The sequence below is a fragment of the Bacillus sp. GW821-FHT11D08 genome, assembly GCF_058808515.1.
Genome location: NZ_JBXARS010000001.1, coordinates 625,622 through 647,622 on the forward strand (window position 1 = coordinate 625,622; position 22,001 = coordinate 647,622).

General features: G+C 47.9%; 21 protein-coding genes. 4 read left to right on the top strand and 17 right to left on the bottom strand.

What is annotated here, in order from left to right:
- Genes AC1RRX_RS03195 through AC1RRX_RS03210 form a run of 4 tightly spaced genes read right to left on the bottom strand, consistent with a single transcriptional unit; the run spans position 1 to position 4,646 of the window.
- Positions 1-1,482 (bottom strand): Na+/H+ antiporter subunit D, encoded by a 1,482-nt coding sequence (locus tag AC1RRX_RS03195; RefSeq protein WP_144463937.1) that lies wholly within the window; start codon positions 1,480-1,482, stop codon positions 1-3.
- A complete protein-coding gene (locus tag AC1RRX_RS03200) occupies positions 1,475-1,816 on the bottom strand; it encodes a Na(+)/H(+) antiporter subunit C (RefSeq protein ID WP_003152063.1) in 342 nt (113 codons plus the stop codon). Before AC1RRX_RS03200 ends, AC1RRX_RS03195 begins: the two co-directional genes overlap by 8 nt.
- Positions 1,816-2,247 carry a Na(+)/H(+) antiporter subunit B gene (locus AC1RRX_RS03205; protein ID WP_007408670.1) on the bottom strand — a complete coding sequence of 144 codons (432 nt, stop codon included), beginning with the start codon at positions 2,245-2,247 and terminating at the stop codon, positions 1,816-1,818. The genes AC1RRX_RS03200 and AC1RRX_RS03205 overlap by 1 nt, the downstream gene beginning before the upstream one ends.
- Positions 2,244-4,646, bottom strand: a complete 2,403-nt coding sequence (locus tag AC1RRX_RS03210) for a Na+/H+ antiporter subunit A (protein ID WP_144463938.1) — start codon at positions 4,644-4,646, stop codon at positions 2,244-2,246. Before AC1RRX_RS03210 ends, AC1RRX_RS03205 begins: the two co-directional genes overlap by 4 nt.
- A gap of 243 nt (positions 4,647-4,889) precedes the next feature.
- Here AC1RRX_RS03210 and AC1RRX_RS03215 point away from each other — a divergent pair, with 243 nt between their 5' ends.
- Complete coding sequence (locus AC1RRX_RS03215) at positions 4,890-5,108, top strand: hypothetical protein (protein ID WP_042635449.1); 219 nt, start codon at positions 4,890-4,892, stop codon at positions 5,106-5,108.
- A 44-nt stretch (positions 5,109-5,152) separates the two neighbouring features.
- On the opposite strand, the gene nupQ is transcribed toward AC1RRX_RS03215, so the two are convergent.
- The 6 genes from nupQ to malK all read right to left on the bottom strand — a co-directional run bounded on the left by nupQ (position 5,153) and on the right by malK (position 12,602).
- Complete coding sequence (gene nupQ, locus AC1RRX_RS03220) at positions 5,153-6,112, bottom strand: guanosine ABC transporter permease NupQ (protein WP_003152071.1); 960 nt, start codon at positions 6,110-6,112, stop codon at positions 5,153-5,155.
- Positions 6,113-7,159 (bottom strand): ABC transporter permease, encoded by a 1,047-nt coding sequence (locus AC1RRX_RS03225; protein WP_042635448.1) that lies wholly within the window; start codon positions 7,157-7,159, stop codon positions 6,113-6,115.
- Entirely contained in the window at positions 7,152-8,684 is a 1,533-nt protein-coding gene (locus tag AC1RRX_RS03230) for an ABC transporter ATP-binding protein (RefSeq protein ID WP_144463939.1), read from the bottom strand. Before AC1RRX_RS03230 ends, AC1RRX_RS03225 begins: the two co-directional genes overlap by 8 nt.
- 141 nt (positions 8,685-8,825) lie before the next feature.
- Complete coding sequence (locus tag AC1RRX_RS03235) at positions 8,826-9,899, bottom strand: BMP family lipoprotein (protein ID WP_007408665.1); 1,074 nt, start codon at positions 9,897-9,899, stop codon at positions 8,826-8,828.
- Positions 9,900-10,300: 401 nt separating this feature from the next.
- Positions 10,301-11,008, bottom strand: a complete 708-nt coding sequence (locus tag AC1RRX_RS03240) for a response regulator (protein ID WP_003152077.1) — start codon at positions 11,006-11,008, stop codon at positions 10,301-10,303.
- Entirely contained in the window at positions 11,001-12,602 is a 1,602-nt protein-coding gene (gene malK, locus AC1RRX_RS03245; RefSeq protein WP_012118305.1) for a malate sensor histidine kinase MalK, read from the bottom strand. The genes AC1RRX_RS03240 and malK overlap by 8 nt, the downstream gene beginning before the upstream one ends.
- Positions 12,603-12,776: 174 nt before the next feature.
- On the opposite strand from malK, the gene AC1RRX_RS03250 reads away from it, so the two are divergent.
- A complete protein-coding gene (locus tag AC1RRX_RS03250) occupies positions 12,777-13,334 on the top strand; it encodes a YufK family protein (RefSeq protein ID WP_007408662.1) in 558 nt (185 codons plus the stop codon).
- Between the two features lie 14 nt (positions 13,335-13,348).
- Here the strand turns inward: AC1RRX_RS03250 and AC1RRX_RS03255 are convergent, their stop codons facing one another.
- The 3 genes from AC1RRX_RS03255 to AC1RRX_RS03265 all read right to left on the bottom strand — a co-directional run bounded on the left by AC1RRX_RS03255 (position 13,349) and on the right by AC1RRX_RS03265 (position 16,992).
- Positions 13,349-13,762 (bottom strand): thiol-disulfide oxidoreductase DCC family protein, encoded by a 414-nt coding sequence (locus tag AC1RRX_RS03255; protein ID WP_014305710.1) that lies wholly within the window; start codon positions 13,760-13,762, stop codon positions 13,349-13,351.
- Positions 13,763-13,783: 21 nt separating this feature from the next.
- Positions 13,784-15,658: a transglycosylase domain-containing protein gene (locus tag AC1RRX_RS03260; protein WP_012118304.1), complete on the bottom strand. Its 1,875-nt coding sequence runs from the start codon at positions 15,656-15,658 to the stop codon at positions 13,784-13,786.
- Positions 15,659-15,747: 89 nt separating this feature from the next.
- Positions 15,748-16,992, bottom strand: coding sequence for a multidrug efflux MFS transporter (locus tag AC1RRX_RS03265; protein WP_007408659.1), 1,245 nt, complete (start codon positions 16,990-16,992; stop codon positions 15,748-15,750).
- A 151-nt stretch (positions 16,993-17,143) separates the two neighbouring features.
- On the opposite strand from AC1RRX_RS03265, the gene kapD reads away from it, so the two are divergent.
- A complete protein-coding gene (gene kapD / locus AC1RRX_RS03270; protein ID WP_003152084.1) occupies positions 17,144-17,761 on the top strand; it encodes a 3'-5' exonuclease KapD in 618 nt (205 codons plus the stop codon).
- A gap of 24 nt (positions 17,762-17,785) precedes the next feature.
- Here kapD and kapB read toward each other — a convergent pair whose 3' ends face one another.
- From kapB to AC1RRX_RS03285, 3 genes are all read right to left on the bottom strand, one after another.
- Positions 17,786-18,172, bottom strand: coding sequence for a kinase-associated lipoprotein KapB (gene kapB, locus AC1RRX_RS03275; RefSeq protein WP_007408657.1), 387 nt, complete (start codon positions 18,170-18,172; stop codon positions 17,786-17,788).
- 47 nt (positions 18,173-18,219) lie between these two features.
- A complete protein-coding gene (locus tag AC1RRX_RS03280) occupies positions 18,220-19,503 on the bottom strand; it encodes an ATP-binding protein (protein ID WP_040238948.1) in 1,284 nt (427 codons plus the stop codon).
- Between the two features lie 122 nt (positions 19,504-19,625).
- Positions 19,626-20,789: a MalY/PatB family protein gene (locus tag AC1RRX_RS03285; RefSeq protein WP_040238949.1), complete on the bottom strand. Its 1,164-nt coding sequence runs from the start codon at positions 20,787-20,789 to the stop codon at positions 19,626-19,628.
- Between the two features lie 86 nt (positions 20,790-20,875).
- Here AC1RRX_RS03285 and AC1RRX_RS03290 point away from each other — a divergent pair, with 86 nt between their 5' ends.
- Entirely contained in the window at positions 20,876-21,136 is a 261-nt protein-coding gene (locus AC1RRX_RS03290; RefSeq protein ID WP_003152094.1) for a DUF1871 family protein, read from the top strand.
- A gap of 25 nt (positions 21,137-21,161) precedes the next feature.
- Here AC1RRX_RS03290 and AC1RRX_RS03295 read toward each other — a convergent pair whose 3' ends face one another.
- Entirely contained in the window at positions 21,162-21,983 is an 822-nt protein-coding gene (locus tag AC1RRX_RS03295; RefSeq protein WP_032876825.1) for an alpha/beta fold hydrolase, read from the bottom strand.
- Between the last annotated feature and the right edge of the window lie 18 nt (positions 21,984-22,001).

A 22,001-nucleotide genomic window follows, 5' to 3' on the forward strand; every position in this document is an offset into this window, starting at 1 on the left:
CTACTCCTTCAAAACAGCTTCAATGTATTTTTCCGGATTCAGCAGATTCTCAGCCGTCTGATTGACATACGGTGAAACCCATTCGGTTCCGAGCCCGAACAGAAGCGACAAAAGGAGAAAAGCGGCTGCCGGATAAAGAAGTCCTTTTGCGGACCGTCCGCCTGCGCCGGGGATTTCTTTTTCTTCTCCCCAAAAAGCCGTCGTAAAAACCTTCAGCACGGAATAGAGCACAAGCAGGCTTGATAAGAGAATCAATACGGAAAACAAGGTTTCCCCCTTATCGAACCCGCCTTCCGCGATCTTCAGCTTGCCCACAAATCCGCTGAACGGCGGGATGCCGGCCAGAGATATGGCTGAGATAAAGAACATCCATCCCAAAACGGGATAACGGGTGATCAGTCCGCCCATTTTATGCAGGCTGGCAGTGCCCGTCAATGCGATAAGCGTGCCGGCGAGCATAAACAGCGCTCCTTTAATCAGCATATCGTGAATCAAGTAATAAACCGCTCCTTGAATGGAGGCCGGCGTGTTCATGGCAATGCCGAACAAAATCACGCCGACGGCTGTAATAATATTGTAGATGACGATTTTCATGACATCCGAAAAGGCGATAGATCCGATTACGCCGAATAACACCGTCAGCATCGCAAGCCACATCATCAATTGGTGGGTAAAGCCCGTATCGTGAATAAAGATCAGGGTGAATACTCTTAAAATGGCGTACAGGCCGACTTTCGTCAAAAGAGACCCGAATAAGGCCGAAATCGCAGCCGGCGGGGCGTAATAAGAGCCCGGCATCCAGAAATACAGCGGGAATATTCCGCCCTTTAAACCGAAAACGACGAGAAGAAGGACGCCGATGACGGTGATCAGCCCGGTCTGGCCCGATTCGCTTATTTTTACGCTTAGATCAGCCATATTCAGCGTGCCCGTCACCGCGTATAAGTAACCGACGCCGATGACAAAAAACGCGGATGACACAATGTTAAACACGATATACTTCAATGATTCTCTTAATTGAATTTTCGTTCCGCCAAGCACGATCAGCATGTAGGACGCGATTAGCAGAAGCTCAAAAAAGACGTACATGTTGAACAGGTCACCCGTCAAAAACGCTCCGCTTACGCCGGCCAGAAGAAACTGCACCCCTGAATAATAGAAAGCGCGCTCCCTTTTTTCTCCGATGGAGCGGAAGGAGTACAGGGTGACGAGCAGCCCGATTATGGCGGTTGTCAAAACAAGCAGTGCGGCGAGCTGATCCGCGGCGAGCACAATGCCGTACGGCGCTTTCCATCCGCCGAGTGTCAGCGTCTGAGTCCCGTGTGTGAAAACCGTCTGAACGAGAGCGGCGCTGATGACGATGGAGACACAGGAAGCGGCAGTGCTGAATATCCGCATCAGCATCACGTGCCTGTTCATAAAAATCAGCAGCACTGCGGCAAGCAGCGGCACCAGAATAGGCAATATCACAAAGTTATTCATGTTGATCATTTCCCCTCATTCGATCCATATCGTCCGTTTTCAGTTCCTGATAGGCGCGAAACGCCATCACAAGCAAAAAGGACGTGACGCCGAACGAAATAACGATCGCCGTCAGTATGAGTGCCTGCGGCAGCGGATCGACAAACGACGTGCTTTTTCCGCCCAGTATGGGAGGAGCGCCTTTTTTCAGTCCGCCCATGGTCAGGAGCAGCAAATGGACGCCGTGGCTTAATAGCGCGGTGCCGATAATCACGCGCAGCAGACTTTTAGAAAGCAGCAGGTAGGTTGCCGCCATAAACAAAATACCGGCAATGACAGACATTAAGATTTCCATTATTCTTCCTCTCCAATCGTTTGAATAATGGTCATCGTCACGCCGACAACAACGAGATACACACCTAAATCAAACAAAGTGGCCGTCGCAAGCTCCGTATTCCCAAGCACCGGGAGATGAAAATGGCCGAATGTATGGGTGAGAAAGGGTGCTCCGAATAAGAACGAACCTGCACCCGTTGCAATCGCGATAAGCAGACCCGCGCCCGCCACATAAATAAAATTGACGGGCAAAATCGATTTGACGGTTTTTAAATCAAAGGCCAAAAGCAACAGCACGATGGCCGAAGACGTAATCAGTCCGCCGACAAATCCTCCGCCGGGAGCGTTATGTCCCGATAAAAATAAATAGAAAGAGAAAAGCAGAATGATAAAAGATACAAGCTTCGTTGCCGTCTGAAGGATGATGTCGTTTGTGTTTTGCTGTCTCAACGCTCTTCTCCCTCCTCTTTTACTTTCGTTCTGATCATGCCGTAAATCCCGAGTGCGGCAATCGACAGCACCGTGATTTCAAACATCGTATCAAATCCCCTGAAATCAACGAGGATGACGTTGACGATATTGTTTCCTCCCCCGAGCTTATGGCTGTAAGCGGTGAAAAAGGAGGAGATGCTGTCTTTTGTTTTTTCGCTGGAAGACGCGATTCCGAGCATTGTCACGATGACGCCGACACCGAGAGAAATGATAAAATTCGTCATCCGGAATGTTCTTGTCTTCTTTTTCCGCCGCATTTTCGGCAGATGGTAAAAACAAAGAAGAAACAAGGCGACGGATATCGTCTCAATGACGAGCTGCGTGAGCGCCAGATCGGGCGCTCTGAAAATCACGAAAAACAGCGCGAGTGTGTACCCGACAACACCGAGTGAGATAATGGCCGTCAGCCGCGATTTGGCGAACACAGTCGCAATCGTTGCGCTCACCATAACGAGGGACAGCACGATTTCATAAAGGCCGATTTCAGCCATGCCTTTCGCTGTCATGGAAAAGCCGCCTTTTGTGACGAACGCCGTTCCGATGAGAATGATAAACGCCGCAAAGATATACAGCAGATAATCCCGCAAAAATCCGGTCATATAAGATGACGTCAGCTGGTAAGATCTTTTTTCCATACTGCCCGTCACCGCATCGTAAAGCTTGTTCAGCGTCAGTTTTTTCGGAAACAGACCGTACAACCGCTCCCATTTAGACAGCGTTACGTAACCGATCGTGCCGACAATGATGATGCCGAGGGTCATCATTACCTCAGCCGTCACCCCGTGCCACTGGGAAATATGGACATGGAATGTATCTCCGCCGGTTAACAGAGCCGGATAAATGGAGTTCATCGCCGGTTCAATCAGGCTGTAAGACAAAACGTTCGGTGCAAAAAACAGACTGACGGCGCAAGCGGCAAGAATGACCGGCGAAATCAGCATGCCGAGCGGTGCTTCATGCGGCGTCTTTTCAAGCTGATCAGGTTTGCGCGCGCCGCTGAACGTTCTGAAAAACAGCTTCATGCTGTAGATGAAAGTGAAGACGCTCCCGATCCATGCGAGAACGGGGAACAGCACGCCCCACGTATCCAGGCTGAAAATATCTGCATGAGCAATCCGCAGCATACTTGTAAAGAACATTTCTTTACTTAAAAAGCCGTTAAACGGAGGGAGGCCTGCCATGGAAAACGTTCCGATCAGTGAAACGGTGAACGTTACCGGCATAAGCGCCATCAGTCCGCCGAGCCTGCGGATGTCCCGTGTTCCCGTTTCATGGTCGATAATGCCGACCGCCATAAATAAACTTCCTTTAAAAGTAGCATGGTTAATTAAGTGAAACACAGCCGCGGTGACAGCCGCCGTAAAATACTCTGAATGCTGGTAATGAAGCGCGGCGGCTCCTGCGCCGAGCATCGATACAATCATACCGAGCTGACTGACTGTGGAAAATGCCAGAATCGCTTTTAAATCGGTTTGTTTCATCGCATTAAAGGAAGCCCATACCATCGTGATCAGACCGACTGAGGCAACCGTCCAAAACCAGACGGGTGAAAATGCAAAAATCGGACTGAATCTGGCAATCACATAAATGCCCGCTTTCACCATTGTAGCCGAGTGCAGATAGGCGCTGACAGGAGTCGGCGCCTCCATGGCATCAGGCAGCCAGATATAAAACGGAAACTGCGCTGATTTCGTAAAGGCTCCCAATAACAGGAGAACCATCGCCGGAATAAAGAACGGATGGCCTGCGATAATATGCACCTGGTTGACCATTTCCCTGATACTGAACGAATCCGTCATCAGATACAGCAGGATAAAGCCGCCAAGCATGCACAGCCCGCCGCCGACGGTAATCAGCAGTGACTTTTCCGCCCCGTAGCGTGATTTCTTCCGCTTATGCCAATACCCGATTAATAAGAAGGATGACAGGCTTGTCAGCTCCCAGAACATATAAAGCACGATAACGTTATCGACGAGCACAACGCCGAGCATCGCGCCCATAAACATCAGCAGGTACACATAAAAGGGGCCGAGCTTTTCTTTGTCCTTCGATAAGTAAAAAATACTGTAAAGCGTCACCAAAGAGCCGATGCCCGTAATCAATAAAGCGAATAACAGCCCGAGTCCGTCAAGATAAACGGTATAGTTAATACCGAGGGACGGAATCCATTCGGCCGCATATCGGACGGTTTCCCCAGCCATTGTTACAGGGAGCTTGCTGATAAAGTAAACAAACAGCACAACGGGCACTATCAGCACAAACCAGCCTGTATGGACTTGTTTTACCCGTTTATAAAGAAAGGGAACGATAAATGCAAATAAAAAAGGCGCCAAAATCGCGAAATGTAACAGCTGCAACAGAAGACCTCCTTTGCTTGTTTTTTCATCAAGCAACTGCTTTATGTAAGAGTGAATTAATCAATTCACGGTCATAGGACCCAGTACAAATTATATCGCACTTTTTTTTACCCTGCTACGGCATAATGTATTCCTCTCTGTGTTTTTGTGGTCTTTTGAACCCAAAATAAATTTATCAAATATCCTGATCTTTGTATATACATTTATCTTTCAGATCAAGCTTTTAAAAAAGGAGCTGGTCAGATGAAGAGAAAGGCGGCGGCCTGTATTGGAATATTTTGTTCTATTATTGCAGGAACATTCATAGCGGACGATTTCTGCAAAACGCGGCAGCAGACGGAGGCAGATAATTGGGAGCGTTTTTTTCTCGGTGCGGAATACGCAGAAGACAAGCTGAGTGCGGCTGAATCAATCCAAACGCCGTTTCAGCCGCGTGAGTATATCAGAATCGTATATAGATGAAAAGAGTTCCGGCACCAGGGTGCGGAACTCTTTTTTTGTGGCAATCAGCGTTTTCCTTTAATGTAAGGGATGCCGTTGGCTTTAGGCGCATCCGCGCGGCCGATGAAGCCGGCAAGCGCGAGAATGGTCAGAATGTAAGGAGCCATCAGCATGTATACATTCGGAATGTCTTTGAACAGGGGCAAAAGCGAGCCGATAATGCTCAAACTCTGCGCAAATCCGAAGAACAGCGCAGCCCCGAGCGCGCCGATCGGATGCCATTTGCCGAAAACCAGCGCGGCAAGAGCGATAAAGCCTTGCCCGGAAATGGTGGAGTGCGTGAAATCAAGCGCGATCGTGGAAGCATATACACCGCCGCCGAGCCCGCCGAACAGCCCGCTGATCATGACGCCGATATAGCGCATGCCGAACACGTTGATTCCCATCGTATCGGCCGCCATCGGATGTTCCCCGACAGAACGGATGCGGAGGCCGAACGGCGTTTTGAATAAAATAAACCAGGAAACAAAGGCCAGTACGATGGCTAAAATCGACGTATAATATACGTCGGAAAAGAAAATCTTTCCTAAAACCGGAATATCGCTTAACCCGGGAATGTTCGTTTTGTAAAAGGGCTCCGGGATTTTATCAGTCTGCGCCTTTCCGTAGATCAGCTTGACGATAAACAGTGTCGCTCCTAACGCGAGCATATTGATCGCCACACCGGTTACCGTCTGATCGGCGCGGAAAGAAACCGCGGCGGCCGCGTGAATCAGTGAGAACAGTCCGCCGGCAATCATAGCCGCAGCCAAGGCGAGCCACGGAGCGGCGGCGCCAAGCTCGCGTCCGAAAAATAAGTTGAACATGACGCTTGTAAAGGCGCCGATAATCATCAGTCCTTCAAGACCGATGTTGACAACTCCCGATCTTTCAGAAAACACGCCGCCGAGAGCGGTTAAAATAAGCGGAGCCGCATATACGAGTGTTGCCGGGACAATAATGGATAAAATCTGCAGGAAGTCCACTTACTTCGCCCCCTTTTTCTTCAATTTATCAAGGATGAGACGGATGGCGTAGCTTGATGCCACAAACAAAATAATAATGGCGATGACGATGTCAACGACTTCAGAAGGCACCCCGGATTCAATCGGCATATTTAATGCCCCGACTTTAAGGCCGCCGAGAAGACATGCCGCCAGAACAACGCCGATTGCCGTGCTGCCGCCGAGAAGCGCAACCGCAATGCCGTCGAAGCCGACGCCGGTAAAGTCGCCCTTAACCGCCGCGTATTGAAAGGTTCCGAGTCCTTCCATCGCGCCGGCAAGCCCCGCGAAGGCGCCGGAAATCATCATGGCGTACATCATATTTTTTCTGACGCTCATTCCGGCGTATTGTGCGGCGTGCTGGTTAAAGCCGACAGCCCGGAATTCAAATCCGCTTTTTGTTTTATGAATGATAAACCACATGAGGACTGCCGCAAACAGAGCGATCAGAATGCCCCAGTGAAGGCGGGAGTAATCTGTCATCTGCTCTAAAAACGGCGAGCGGAGCGACGCGCTTTCATGAATTTTGTCTGTTTTGTCCCGGTGGTCCGTCATGACATCGGAAATGAGATAATTGGTTAAATGAAGAGCGATATAATTCATCATGATCGTGACAATCACTTCGTGGACAAAAAAACGGGCTTTTAAAAATCCGGGAATCAGGCCCCAAATGCCGCCCGCAACCGCAGCCGCCAATAACGAAAGCGGAAGGTGGATGTAAGCGGGGGCGTCAAAGGAAGCGCCGACCCACACCGCGGCGGTCCAGCCGACAAGGAGCTGTCCTTCAACCCCGATATTAAACAGGCCGGTCCGAAATGCGAATGCCACGGCCAATCCGGACAAAATATATGGCGTAATCTGGCGGATCGATTCCCCGATGTAATACACTTCTCCGAAAATGCCGCTCCAAAGAGCCGAATACCCGCTTACGACATTGTAGCCGCTGGCGAGCATGATGACCGCACCCGCAGCTAACCCAAGGATGATCGCAATCAGCGGCACAGCCAGATGAGAAAGTCGATTAATCATGTGTTTTCCCCGCCTCCATTTGCTTACTTCCCGCCATTAAAAGTCCGAGCTCCTGCTCGTTTGTTTCAAGCGGATTGACGTTTGCGATGATGCTGCCTTCAAAGATGACGGCGATGCGATCGCTGAGATTCATTATTTCATCAAGTTCAAAAGATAACAGAAGCACCGCTTTACCGGCGTCACGCTGCTCAATGATCTTTTTATGGACGAATTCAATCGCGCCGACATCGAGTCCCCGCGTCGGCTGGGCCGCAATTAAAAGATCCGGATTTCTGTCCACTTCCCGGCCGATAATGGCCTTTTGCTGATTCCCCCCGGAGAGAGCGCGCGCAGGCGTATATTCATCAGGTGTTCTGACGTCGTATTCTTCAATCAGGCTTCGCGCTTTGTCATAAATCGTGTGTTTATTTAATATGCCGAAAGAAGAGTAGGGCTTTTGGTAATAACTTTGCAGCACGATATTTTCTCCGATCGGAAAATCAAGGACGAGCCCGTGTTTATGCCTGTCCTGCGGAATATGCCCGATGCCGGCTTCAGTGACTTTCCTGGGCGGCATGTTTTGCAGCTGTTTGCCCTTTAACGTGATCGTGCCGGCATTCGTTTTTCTGAGACCTGTAATGGCTTCAATTAATTCAGACTGGCCGTTTCCGTCAACGCCCGCAATGCCGACGATTTCACCGGCTCTGACTGAGAGGGAGAGCTGTTTGACCGCCTCAACGCCGCGCGCGTCTTTAACCGTTACATCAGAAAGTGAAAGCACTTCTTGTTTCGGATCGGCCGCTTGTTTATCCGTCTTGAATGACACTTCGCGTCCGACCATAAGGCTTGCCAGTTCATCTTGATCCGTATGTGCGACATCGAGTGTTGTAATGCCTTTTCCTTTCCGGATGATGGTGACACGGTCGCAGACTTCCATAATCTCTTTTAATTTGTGGGTGATGAGGATAATTGATTTTCCTTCATTGACAAGATTTTTCATAATCTGAATCAGTTCTTGAATTTCGTGCGGGGTCAGCACCGCGGTCGGCTCGTCAAAAATGAGAATGTCGGCGCCCCGGTAGAGGGTCTTTAATATTTCCGCCCGCTGCTGCATACCGACGGAAATATCGGCAACTTTGGCTTCAGGATCAATGTGCAGGCCGTAACGGTCGGAAATTTCGCGCACGTCCCGGGCGGCGCGCTGTCTGTCAATCCGGCCGAAAGTTTTCGGCTCTTTTCCGAGAATGATATTTTCTGAGACGGTAAAGGTATCCACAAGCATAAAATGCTGGTGCACCATCCCGATGCCGAGATCGTTGGCTTTGTTCGGGCTGTTGATGTGTACGCGTTCGCCCCGCACCCGGATCTCGCCTTTTTCCGGCTGATACAGGCCGAATAAAACGTTCATGAGTGTCGATTTTCCGGCGCCGTTTTCACCGAGAAGGGCGTGTATTTCGCCTTTTTTCACTTGAAGCGTGACGTCATCATTGGCGACGATTCCGGGAAACTCCTTGCGTATATTAAGCATTTCAATGATATAATCCACCGATTTGACGCTCCTTTTCAGAGATACTTTGATGAGAAAGAGCTTGGCAAAAGAAAAGCTGCAAGAGATGCAGCTTTTCCTTCACCGCTCTTTTCATAAAAGAGAGGGGATAAGCACGGAAGTCTCCTTATCCCCTGATTCTTACTCAGCCTTGAAGGATTTCAATTCTTTTTCAGTTGAAGGGATCTCGAGTCCGTCCGCAATTTTCTTCTTCCAATCGTCTGTTGCTTTGATGACGTCGTCAGAAAGGTTTTCCTTGTGATCCGAGATGCCGACTGCATCTTGCGCCAAACCGTATGTTAATGTTTTGCCGCCCGGGAATTTGCCGTCACTCGCTTTTTTCGTTAAGTCCTCCACGGCTGTATCCACTTTTTTGACCATTGATGTGAGAGTGACATTGTCTTTTGTGCCTTTGACTTGACCTTCCGCGTACTGGTCTTTATCAACACCGATGACCCATACGTTCCGTTTCGGATCTTCTTTTTTCAGATTTTTCGCTTCTGTGAAGACGCCCGTTCCCGTTGCGCCGGCCGCGTGATAAATGACGTCAACGCCTGATTTGTACATGCTTTCAGCCGTCGCCTTGCCGACATCGGCTTTGTCAAATCCGCCCGCATATTTCACTTCTACGGTCGCTTTCGGATTTGCGGCTTGTACACCCGCGCGGAAGCCGATTTCGAATTTTTTGATCAATTCAGACTCCATTCCGCCCACGAATCCGACTTTTCCCGTTTTGCTCGACAGCGCAGCGGCTGCTCCCACGAGGAATGAACCTTCCTGCTCTTTAAATGTAAGGCTCGCCACGTTGTCTTTTTTGACAACGGCGTCAATGATCGCAAAATTTGTGTCTTTGCGCTGATCGGCGATTTCGCTGATGGAATCCTGCATCAGATACCCAACGCCGTAAATCAGGTCAAAGTGTTCCCGCGCTAATTTATTTAAGTTCGTTGTATAATCTGCATCTGATTTTGATTGAAGATAGTCAAAACCGCTTTTGCCTTTTGTAAGCCCGTTGTCTTTTCCGAATGCCTGGATGCCTTCCCAGGCGGACTGGTTAAATGATTTGTCATCGACACCGCCGATGTCCGTTACCATGCCGACGGTAAAGTTTTTACTGCCGGAGCCGTTTGCTTTGTCACTTGAACCGCATGCGCTTAATATGGTTCCGGCCGCCGCGATGAGCGCCATCGCCATTCCGATTTTGCGTTTTTTCAAAGATATAACCCCCCTGTAAAATATGTCTGTGCCGTTCAATTCAGACTTGAGTCCCCGTACCGGATGCAGAATCGAAAAAACTTTCTGATAATAATGATGAAACGTCTCTCTTTTTCCCGCCTTGAGCGGCTGTCTCTTCCGGGTTCGGGACTTATGACTTATCTGAAAAGATCTGCTAACCAATCATAATTTATCATTTTACCCGCCATAAATAAATAGAAATTTGCTTATTTTTTAAAAAATATCAATTTTATGAATCGGCTTCCTCATCTGGATAAAACAGAGGAGGATCAGCCGGGTCATTATCCTTATATAGCATACAAAAAAGGAACCTCAAGCCTTTTGTCACGGGATATGACAGTAAAAAAGCACCGTTCACAGCGGAACGGCGCTTTTTGACATTATAAATATTGTTTGATGCTGCTGACATTGCCGGTGTTGATATGATATTGGAAGACGGGTCTGCCGATCGTGCCGTACGCCATCTCTACATTCAGCACTTGTATGTCTTCCAGAAATTTAAGGTATTTCCGGATGGAGACTTGCGAGATTTCAGTATGCTTGGCGAGATCTTCCGTGGTAAAAGAGCCGTCACCGAAAGACTCAATGCTCGCCCAGATGAGTTTAAGCGTGCTTTTTGTCAATCCCTTCGGAAGGTGAACCTTTTCCGCCGCTTCTTTCTTTTGAAAAAGCTCGGCATCCAATTCTTTCTGTGTCATGCTTCTGTGTGATTGATAAACTTTCTGCTTGCGTCTGTAGTCGGAAAGAGCGGTTTGAAAGCGGTCAAATTCAAATGGTTTGATTAAATAATCGACGGCGCCGTACCGAAGCGTTTTTTTGATGACGTCCAGCTCGCTTGCGGCCGAAATGACGATGACATCAACCGATTCATTTTGTTTGCGGATTTCCGTTAATAGCTCAAGCCCGTTTTTTCCCGGCATGTAAATGTCAAGAAGGATGAGATCGATATGATGCTCGCTCAGCACGTGCAGCGCGCTTTGAAAGGATGATGCGATCCCTTTCAGCTGAAATCCTTCAATCTGGCTGAGATAGCGTTTATTTAATTCACCCACCATGGGGTCGTCTTCAACTATGAGTACATTAATCATCATTTTCCTCCTTCGGTTCATACGGAATGCGAAGACTGAAAGTCGTTCCTTCATTCTTTTCACTTGTCACAATCATATGGCCTTTTAAATTTTCTGTTGCCTGCTGGGTGAAATAGAGGCCGAACCCCCGGTTTGTCCCTTTCGTGGAATAACCTTGTTCAAAAATACGGGCTTGGTCTGCCGCAGACATTCCGGCTCCCGTGTCCGTAATCTCTATATCAAGCTGGCGATCCTGAAACCGCATCGAGCACGTAATGTTTTTTTTCGGCATCTGCGCCACCGCGTCGAGCGCGTTGTTTAACAGGTTTCCGATAATCGTAATAAGCTCATGGATGACGGCCGGATCTGCCGCATTCGGGATCAGGCTGCCGAGCTGAATGTCCAGATCAGCGCCCTGTTCGCGTATGTAGCTTTGTTTTCCTAGAAGAAACCCTGCGAGAACCGGACTTTTGACATCACTTATAATCTCGCTTGTTTCCGTCTTCTGCTGAATGGCAATGTCTTTAATGTAAGTGCCGAGATCATCGTATTCTTTTAACTGGACAAGCCCTAAAATAACATGAAGCTTATTCATGAATTCATGAGACTGGGCTCTTAATGCGTTTGCATACATTTTAACACCGGACAGCTGTTCTGCTAAATGTTTGACCTCCGTTTTGTCCCTGAACGTGGCGATCGCTCCGACGGTTTGTCCTTTTAGATGAATCGGAACCTCATTAAAGACCAGCTCAAGCCCGTTAATGCGGATATCCCTGTCCTGAAGCGGTTTTTTCGTTTCAATCACTTGTTTCAGCCGGCTTTTCGGGAGAATATCGTTCACATCTTGATCGACCGGATTAGTCGGAATACCCATTTTAATAAAAAGCCGTTTCGCTTCCGCATTGGCGAGCTTGATTTTTCCACGCGCGTCAACCGCCAGGATGCCTTCCTTCGTTGATTCGAGCATGGCGCTCCGCTCTTCGAGGAGGGTGGCGATTTCATAAGGCTCAAGACCGTACATAATGTTTTTGACGGTGCGGGCGACAATGACGGCTCCGATGACGCCGACAAAAATACTTACGCAGATGATGAAATAAAGCGGTCTCAAACTGTGGCTGACGACATCCTGTATTTTGTTAAGCGAAATTCCGACCGAAACGACGCCCACTTGTTTTTTATCTTTTCCATAGATCGGTACGAAGGCTCTCATGGATTTTCCGAGAGTTCCCGCTGATGTGCTCGTTTTGATATGCCCGTGCATCGCCGGCTGTTCATCTCCGCCGGTGAATTTCTTCCCGATTTTATTTGCGTCGGGGTGGGTGAGGCGGATGCTGTTCATATCCATCACCACGACAAATTCGGTTCCTGTCGTATGCTGGACGTCTAATGTATAATCCCGGAGCTCTTTCAGCCCTTTTCTTGTTTGCAATGCCCGCGCGACACTCGGTGTTTCCGCGACCAGCTTTGCGGTGCGCAGCGCGGTCGTCCGTTCTTCTTCTTTCACGCGGTCTGCTGTTTGGACGCTGATCGTGAAAAAGGTGATACAAAGTGCGATAAGGACGACAATACAGACGAATATCGTTAATCGGGTTTGCAATTTTAATGTTTTTTTCATAACAGCCTTCCTTACGTTTATCATTCCCGCGTTCTACTTTACTCCGAAAAAGCCGGTTTGTGAAGATCAGGCCCTTATTTCGTAAAAGTGAGGAAAAATGGTATTTTTTATCTTGTCAATGTGTTTTAAGTCCTCCATAATAAGTGAGGTAGATTACAGAAAGGGACTTTTTATATGAAAAATACTTATTGGACGGGTTATTTTCCGCTCGTTGCGATTCTGCTTTTTAGTTCGTCATTATCCATTTCTACCTCGCTTTATGTCATGAAGATACTTCAGACGCTCGGCATGTATCAGGGGATGCTGGATTATTTCTCTGAGAAAGGGATCAGACTGGCGCTTTTTGCAGCGTTCGCCCTTGTGTATTTTATGCTTTTTTCGGCTTTGAAGCTGATTGCAAACACAGTGACAGAGCTGTCTCTTTTGTTTTTCACAAATGACCCTGAAGGGGACAATCTGAAAAAAATCAGATTAGGCTCTTTAATTTATGTAGGCGGAGGAATTCTTTCCTTTGCGCTCGTGCAGAATGGTTTTTGGATTGCGGCGTTATTTGCCGTTGTTACGCTCGTTTATTTGATTTTCATGGTGTACAGAATCTATTCGACACTCTCGATCGTTTCGCTGATCGGTTTTATATTGCTTGAGATTCTGTTTTGGTTTACTTTTGTTATCGGTATTTTGTACATCTTTATCAAGCTTTATAATAGCATAATGGCTAGCTTACCTGTGTAAGCTAGCCATTTTTGTTAAGACAGAAATCTGTTTTTGATCTCAGGGGAGGGGAGCATGCATGCTTCCCTTTTTCCGAACCATTTGTAACGGCGCCGGGCGATGAAAGAATAGGCTCTATCCCTGAGGGGGCGGGGCACTGCGAAAAAAACCGCTGACAGCCGCCAGGCTCCGCGGAGATGACGGGAAACCTTTAACACGGCGGCGGATTTTTTGTATATCCGCCCGTTTTCGATAAAAATCATGCTGTCAAATTGTTCTGTCGGAAGTCCTTCTGATGCCAAAAGCTCCCGGGCGGTATCTGATTGCAATGATGCAAATGAGATTTTGCCGGCCGGATCGCGTTTAATGATGAATTGAACGGCGCCGCTGCATAAGTTGCAGACGCCGTCAAACAAAAGTACGCGGTCCGGAAGCTGAGCTGGTTTCAAAGCGGATCCCCTCCGTTATCTTTAATAAGCTGCCTGCAGCGTGTTTTTCCAGATCGAAAGCTGAGGGCTTGCGTCATGAAGGTATTCGACGCTTGACGGTGTATCCTTGCCGACCCATACCCCCATCGTATAAGCGTCCGTCAGGCCGACAAACCACATATCGTGATAGTCATTTGACGTTCCTGATTTTCCGCCGACGTACGGAGCTTTAAAGTTCGCTTTCTTTCCTGTACCGCTCTTGACGACGGCTTTCATCATTTCTTTGATCTGCATGTTGGTCCGCACGCTGAATACCTGAGTCGGCTCATCTTTCCATTTTAATATCGTTTTTCCTTTTAAATCAGTCACTTTTGTAATCGCATGGCTCGGCGTATAAACGCCGTTGTTGCCGAACGTGGTGTACGCATTGGTCATTTCAAGCGGCGTCATGCCGTTTGTAAAACCGCCAAGCGCCGCAGGCAGACGGTAATCCGCGCTGACCAGCTTCGCGAAATGAAACGGTTCAAGGTAGCTGAACGCCTTATTGACGCCGACGCGGTCCATGATTCTGATGGCCGGTGTGTTGTACGAGTATTTAAACGCCGTTTCCAGCGTGACCGTACCGTACGTGCGGTTATTGTAGTTTTGCGGGCAGTAATCCGCACTGCAGAATTTGCTTGCGTCAATCTTGCTGTGTGGCGTTGCGCCGGTCTTTTCAATGTAAGGTCCGTAATCAAGCAGCGGCTTAATGGATGAACCGGGCTGTCTGTATGCCTGATAGGCACGGTTGAAATCATATTTATGGTAATCTTTCCCGCCTGAAAGCGCGATAATCTGATGTGTCTGATGATTAATCACGGCCGCTCCGCCTTGGACGCCTGCATACGGCAGATTTTGATTCACTTGGGCGACGACCTGGTTTTGCATATACGGATTCAGCGCCGTATAAATCTTCACGCCGTCTTTTAACAATGTGCTGACTCTGTCTGAAAGCTCACTCTGTATTTTTTGTTTCGCCTTTCCGGAAGCTTTTTCAAGACGTTTGTCATAGCCTTCGGATGATGAAACAAGCTGTGTGAATTCATCATTTACATAGGAAACATAGTCAGGATATTTATTTGTTTTTTCGTTTATATCAAGCTTGATCTTTTCCTTTTCGGCTTTTTTCAGCTGTTTCCCGGATATAACGCCTGCTTTTTTTAATCCGTTAAGCAATCTGACTTGTCGTTTTTTCGTATAATCAAAATGCTTGAGAGGATCATATAATGTAGGGTTATTAGGGATGGCGCAGATAAAGGCCATTTCTCCCAAAGTGAGAGATTTCAGCGGCTTGCTGAAATAAAATTGTGCCGCCGAACCGACACCGTATACGCCGTTATTAAAATAAATCGTATTTAAGTAGCCTTCTAAAATCTCATCTTTGCTGTATTTTTTCTCAAGCTGATAGGAATAGGCCAGCTCCGTCAGTTTTCGGCTGAAGGTGCGTTCATGGCTTAAATACACATTCCTTGCCAGCTGCTGGGTGATGGTGCTGGCGCCCTGATCAATTTTATGATCTTTGAAATTGGAGGCGGCCGCCCTGACCATCCCCATAAAGTCAAACCCTTTATGCTCATAAAAATGACGGTCTTCAGAGGTTAAAAACAGTTGTTTTACCTCATTCGGTATTTTATTAAAGGGCACGATCACGCGGTTCTCATGATCGCTGACAATCTCAGAAACAAGGCTTCCGTCCCTGTCATACATGTAACTGTTTTGAACCAGGTTGATCGCTTTTAAATCAATATGTTTATCGAGCACCTGATCAAAAGGCTTGATTTGTTTTACCTCTTTGCCGGAAGCAATAACTGTAAATGCACACAACGGGATAATGCCGAGCAGCAAAATCCATCCGATTATTTTACGTACCATGGTCACTCTCTTTTCTCCTGATTTCTAGCCATATCGTATCATTCTTTTAAGAATACGAGAAGGTTAAATTTAGAAGAAATCGTGATCGCTGCCGGTCAGCCCGCATTTGACGCTGTATCCTTTTGCAGATGTCCCGCCATCCATAAGAGCCCCGCGCCTATTAAAAAGAGAAAGGCGGTGACGTAGAAAGCAGCCGAAATGGAAAAACCGCTTGAGACCGCACCTCCGAGCAGAGGGCCGAGCACATTTCCGAGAAAACGAAAGCTGACGTTATAGCCGAGCACCTCTCCCTGGATGCTGCCCGGCGCCCTGACGCGGATTGCGGCCGTAATGCAGGGGAGCGTGCCGCCCATGACCATGCCGAACAGAAATCTGAAGACTAACAGAATGGAGAGGGAGGAGGCGAGCGCCTGCGGAATGAAAAACACCGCTGAGGCAATCAAAAGCACGATTAAGATCCGGCTGTGGCCGAAGCGGTCGCCGAAGTCCCCCCATTTCCGGGCAAGCAGTAAGCTTCCGAGTCCGGTAGCTGAAAACGCCATTCCGGAGAAAAAGGCTAAATTAACAGGTCCGTGCAGCTCATTGACATATAAAGCGAGCAGCGGCTGGATGCTGAAATTGCCGGTCTGCACGATCATAGTAAGCACCATCATCGCCCAAAGCGCGGGCTGGTGAAAAATATAGGAGAGCACCTGTTTTCTGGAATAGGTTTTCCGCTTGTTTTGTTTCTCGCCGAGCGGCTGCTCATTGACCTGAAATAAAACGAGAAGCACGGATGCGAAAATGACAAAAGACGTAATAAAAAATGTGTACGTAAACCCGAAGCTGTCAGCGAGCAGCCCGCCCAGCATCGGTCCGAATAAAGTGCCTGACACCTGACCCATCTGCAGCGTGCCGAGCGTCTTCCCGGCAGTCTCTTTCGGCGTCTGCGCCGAAATCATGGCAAGCGATGTCGGAACAAAGCCTGTTACTAGACCCATAAGCAGCCGGAGGACAAACAGCTGATAAACGGATGTCACAAACCCCATCAATAAAATGCTGACGGCAATGCCGGTTCCTGTAATCAAGAGAATTTTTTTGTAGCCGCGCTTATCGCCGAATCTGCCCCAAAACGGGGAAATCACAAACGCCATTAAAAACGTGACGCCGAACACATACCCGCTCCATCTCTGCACATACCCGCCCGAATGGGGGCTGATCGTTTCGATATATAACGAAAGAAACGGAACAATCATGGTCATGCTGGCGGAAATAAAGAAATTTGTAATCCAAATGACGACGAAGTTCTTCTTACGGACAGAAATAACATCACCTTCTTTACTTTTCGTGTATCTAATCATTAGTATATAGGAATGAATCCGGTATTTGTATTTTCGATGCGGATATAGGAAAATTCATTATTTTTAGAAAATGAAGAAAGTTTCAGAGGGGAAACTGATATACTATCATAAAATATCATTTTTGATCGGAGGAAAGGCAGGTGTAAAAAAAGTGGATCAGCGCAGTCTGCTCATTATTGATTTTGAATTTACAATGCCTGACGGAAAATACAGCCCGCAAAATTTCTTTCCCGAGATTATTGAAGCGGGGATTGTCAAGACAGTGAATGATGAAGTGACTGAAACGTTTTCGAGTTATATCAAACCGAAAAAATTTCCGAAGCTGACGAAACGATGCAAAACCTTTCTGAACATCACCCAAAAAGACGTGGACGGCGGAATCACGTTTAATGAATTCATCCGCAAATTAAATGAGCTTGATCCTGATAAAAACTGCACGATCGTCACCTGGGGCAATATGGATATGAAAGTGTTAAAGCAAAATTGCATGTTTAACCACATCCCTTTTCCGTTCAAAGGAGAACTTCGGGATCTGTCCCTTGAATACAAAAACTTCTTCGGCGACAGAACATTGACCGGCCTTTGGAAAGCGGCAGAAGAGTATGGCGATAAAGGGACGGGCACGCATCATAAAGCGCTGGATGATGCGCGGACGACATACAAATTATTCAAGCTTGTCGAGCGGGATAAACAATATCTTGAAAAACCGAAACCTCCGACGATCGGTGATCGCGTCGATCTGACTGAACTGTTTCGCCGGGCCACATAAAAAAACCCAATCATGCCGACTGGGTCAAGTTCTTTTAAAATAGTCACGCTCTAACGCGGCCAAGTTGTCGAGCGAACGTTCCGCCCATTCTGAGCCGTCCGCTGTAAGCTGATCTTTCAGCCGGGCAGACGCCGCTTGTAAGGAAGCCGTATAATCAGGCACCTCGCCATCAAACGGTTTGACCATCTGATGCGGTATGTTTGTCTGTTCCCCGAATGCAAGCGCTCTTCTTTCATGAAAAAACGGAACATCCGCCTGCTTCGGATGATGAAGATCTCCTTGAGCGGGATGCGTCAGAACGGCTTTAATTTTCACTAAATAGTGATTGGGCCTGACGTCTGTCACTTCCCCTATGTATGCTCCTGTTTTATAAAACCCTTTTACGATTGTGCCGATGTCAAACGTATTCATAGCGTTCACCTCTCTCTAGTTATTCTATAAGAGATCAACGCGGTTGGCTAGTGAACAGCTGCCGGAAGCCTGACTGAGGCCGTTGTGCCCGAGTGCTCGCCGCTGGTGAAACAGACGGAGCCTTCATGATGCTGAATAATCGAGAATGTCACGGTAAGCCCGAGCCCGGTGCCGTTCGTTTTCAGCGTATAATACGGCTTGCCGAGTTTCTGCAGTTCTTCATCGGACATGCCGATTCCGTTATCCGTAATCTGAATGAGAATCATCTCTTCCTGTTTTTGGACGGAGACCTCGATTCGGCCGTTTTCAGAGGGCACGGCTTCAATACTGTTTTTAATCAGATTAATGAAGGCCTGTTTCAGTTTTTTTACATCGCCGAACACATATAAATCAGGCTCGCTTTGAACAGTCACGGTCACCGATTTAAAATTGGCATAAGACTCCATTAAGGAACCTGTTTCCTTTACGAGCAGAGAAATATCAAACTTTTCTTTTTCATAGTCATCCTGCTTCGCCATATCGAGATAATTCGTAATGATCGTCTGAGCCCGGTCGAGTTCGGACAGCACAAGTTTCTGATATCCGGAGTGGGATTTGTCCTGAAGCTGCTCGCCGCTGAACAGCAGCTGCACAAAACCTCTGACGACCGTAAGCGGATTGCGGACTTCATGGGCGACGCTTGCCGCAAGCTCGCTGACGACGGCCATTTTTTCTGAGTGAATCAGCCTTGCCCGCATGGACGCATTCTCATCAATGATCTCAATCAAATAAATGCACAGCAAAAGGGCGCTGACTTGAAAAAAAACAGATACTGCCGCCTCATAATAAACGGAAGATAGATTTTGAAAATTGAAAATATTGGTCGCGGAATAGATGAAGACAGATGCGGTTAACAAGGCGGTTTCAGTGCAGCCGATGAGAAGAGCGAAAAGCAGTTTCTTCCGCTTTGAAAAAAAAGGCCATTTCGTTTGGAGCTGGATAGGGATGATGATTAAAAAAGGAATTAAGGATAAGAAAAAAAGAGCGGAAGGTTCAAACCATATGAGCTGAAAAAAAACGGATGCCGCCCCTGCGGCAAGTCCTGCGGCGGTACCGGAATAAAGCAGGCAGACGATAATGGGAATCAGCTGCAAGCCGTAACGGACGGAATGAAGCTCCTGGATGGGAAAAGCCGTACATAATAAGGAAGATGACGCTGCAAATACGGCGACCAGCAGGCGGTTCGCTCTCGGCACAAGCAAATCGGGCTTGCTGAGCCAGAAGACTTGATAAAGAAAAATAGGGAATAAAATAAAAGAGAAGTGAAGCAGGTAATCCTTTACAATCTCCATTTATGCGAAATCCTTTCCTATGTAAATATGAATCTATTATAACATCTTTACCGGAAAAAAAAGTATATATTTCTCTAAAGCGAACGCCCTTATCTCATCTGATAAAGGCGTTCTTTCCGCTGCTAAGCGAGCGCTGCTTTCATTCTCTCAAGCCCTTCTTTTACGGCGGCGGCTGAACAGCCGACATTAAGTCTCATAAATCCTTCGCCGCCCGGTCCGTATTTTGTTCCCGGCTCTAATATGATTTTCCCTTTTTTGAGCATTCTTTCTTTGAGCTCGGCATCCGAAAATCCGTATTCGCTGAAATCCATCCAGATCAAATAGGAAGCGTCAGGCTTCATCATGCGGACTTTCGGCAATTCTTTTCTTAAAAAGTCCTCAGCCAATTTCATATTCCCTTCAATGTAAGGAATCAGCGCGTCAAGCCAAGGGCCTCCCTTTGTATAGGCCGCTTCGATTGCTGCAACCGCAAATGTGTTGAGGCTGGAAATTCCGTTCTGATGCAATGCGGCGGAGAATTTCGCCCGCTTATACCGATCGGGAATGATAATGGCGGATGCCTGAATGCCGGCAATATTAAACGTCTTGCTCGGCGCGACACAAGTAACGGAAATCCGCGCAAACTCCTCAGACAGAGAAGCGAAAGGCGTATGCGGCTTTCCGTACAGCATCAAGTCGGAATGTATCTCGTCAGAAACGACGGTGACGTTATGGGCGGCGCACAGCGATCCGAGCTTCATAAGCTCATCCCGGCTCCACGCTCTGCCGGACGGATTGTGGGGATTACAAAGAATCATCAGCTTGACCTCAGAATCGGTCAGCTTTTTCTCAAGATCCTCAAAATCCATACAGTAGACGCCGTTTTCTTCCCGTAACGGGTTATGTAAAACCTGCCGTTTGTTTTCCTTGATCATCTGATAAAAAGGCGTATACACCGGTGATTGAATCAACACCGGATCGCCCGGTTCGGTAAAGGCTTGTACGGCCATGCTGATTGCCGTGACAACACCGGGACTGAACGCGATGCTTGCGGGATCGGGCCGGTAGCCGTGCCGCGTCTCAAGCCATGAAGCGACGGCTTCTCTTGTGTTTTCGTCAGGAGACGTGTAACCGAATATGCCGTGGTCAAGGCGGGCTTTTAAGGCGTCAGTGACCGCTTCGGGAGCGCGGAAATCCATATCGGCAACCCACATCGGAAGTGCATCCGATACGCCGAATAACGCTTCCGCCTTGTCCCATTTCACCGATTGTGTGCCAAGACGGTTTTCTCGAAGATCAAAGTTCATGTATGTCACTCCTGTAGTATCATTATTTTGCACAGCGTATCTATGATAAAATAGAATTGCAAACTTTATTATAAGCGGTGATGAAAATGGAAGAAAGCCAAGCGGTCATGGAAATGATGAAAATCATTGCCAAGTGGGATCCGTTTAAATATGGAGAAGATTTTTATGAGACAGAAGCCGTCGATATCGTTCAGGCCGTCTACAGTGAAGACCGTGCCGACAAGCTGGCAGCAGCCATTCAGGATATCTTTGAAGCTTCATTTGAGCAAAAGCTTCCGATCGAAGGCTGCCAAAAGGCCGCCGAGCAGCTTCTGTTCATAAAAGAAAGCAGCTCCTGCACCCCTTAAAAACCGGCGGTTCCGCCGGTTTTTTTTATTGAATAAATTCAAAAATCCGCTCCGAAACAAACTCCGGGCGCTCTTCGGGTACGAGGTGCCCCGTATCCTTGAGTGAATACAGAATGGAATCCGGCAGGTCGTCATGAAGCCGTTTTCCGACTGAGACCGGAACGACCCGGTCTTCTTCTCCCCAGATTAAAAGAGCGGGGTTTTGCACTTTCTTCAAATCCTCGGGCTTTAAATCGCCCTCCCTGTGTCTGATAAACCTTGTCATCGCTTTGAAAATCTGGCGGTCTGTAAATGGTTTTTCGTAACCGTCAATCATTTCCTGATCGATAAGCGTCCGGTCGTGAACGACATTTAACAGGTTGTTCAGCACGCCGTCTTTTGAAAGCCAATACTTAAGGTACAGGTCAAAACAAGGGAGATGCGTCCCGAATATAATCGACGGGTGCGAGCGCTTTAAATACCCCGAGCTGCACAGCAGGACGATTTTAGAAAAAAGCTCGGGTCTGAGAAGAGACGCGGATAAGGAAATCTGGCCGCCCATTGAATGGCCGATGAGTGCGGCCCGGCTGATACCGAGCTTTTCCAAAAGTCCGATCAGAAGCTTGGCGAGGTTTGCGTAAGTATATACGAAAGTCCGTGACTTTTCCGATTGCCCGAAAGGAGGCAGGTCAACGGCGATAATATCATAATGGTTTCTGAGCAGCGGGATCAGTTTTCTGAAGCTGAATGCCGAAGATAAAAAACCGTGTACGCAGACGAGTGTCTGTCTGCCGGGATTTTCATAATGCTCGTAATACAGCTCAACTCCGTCTATCGCGGCCCGTTTAATTGGTGAAACAGCTTCCATGAGAGCCTTCGCCGTCCT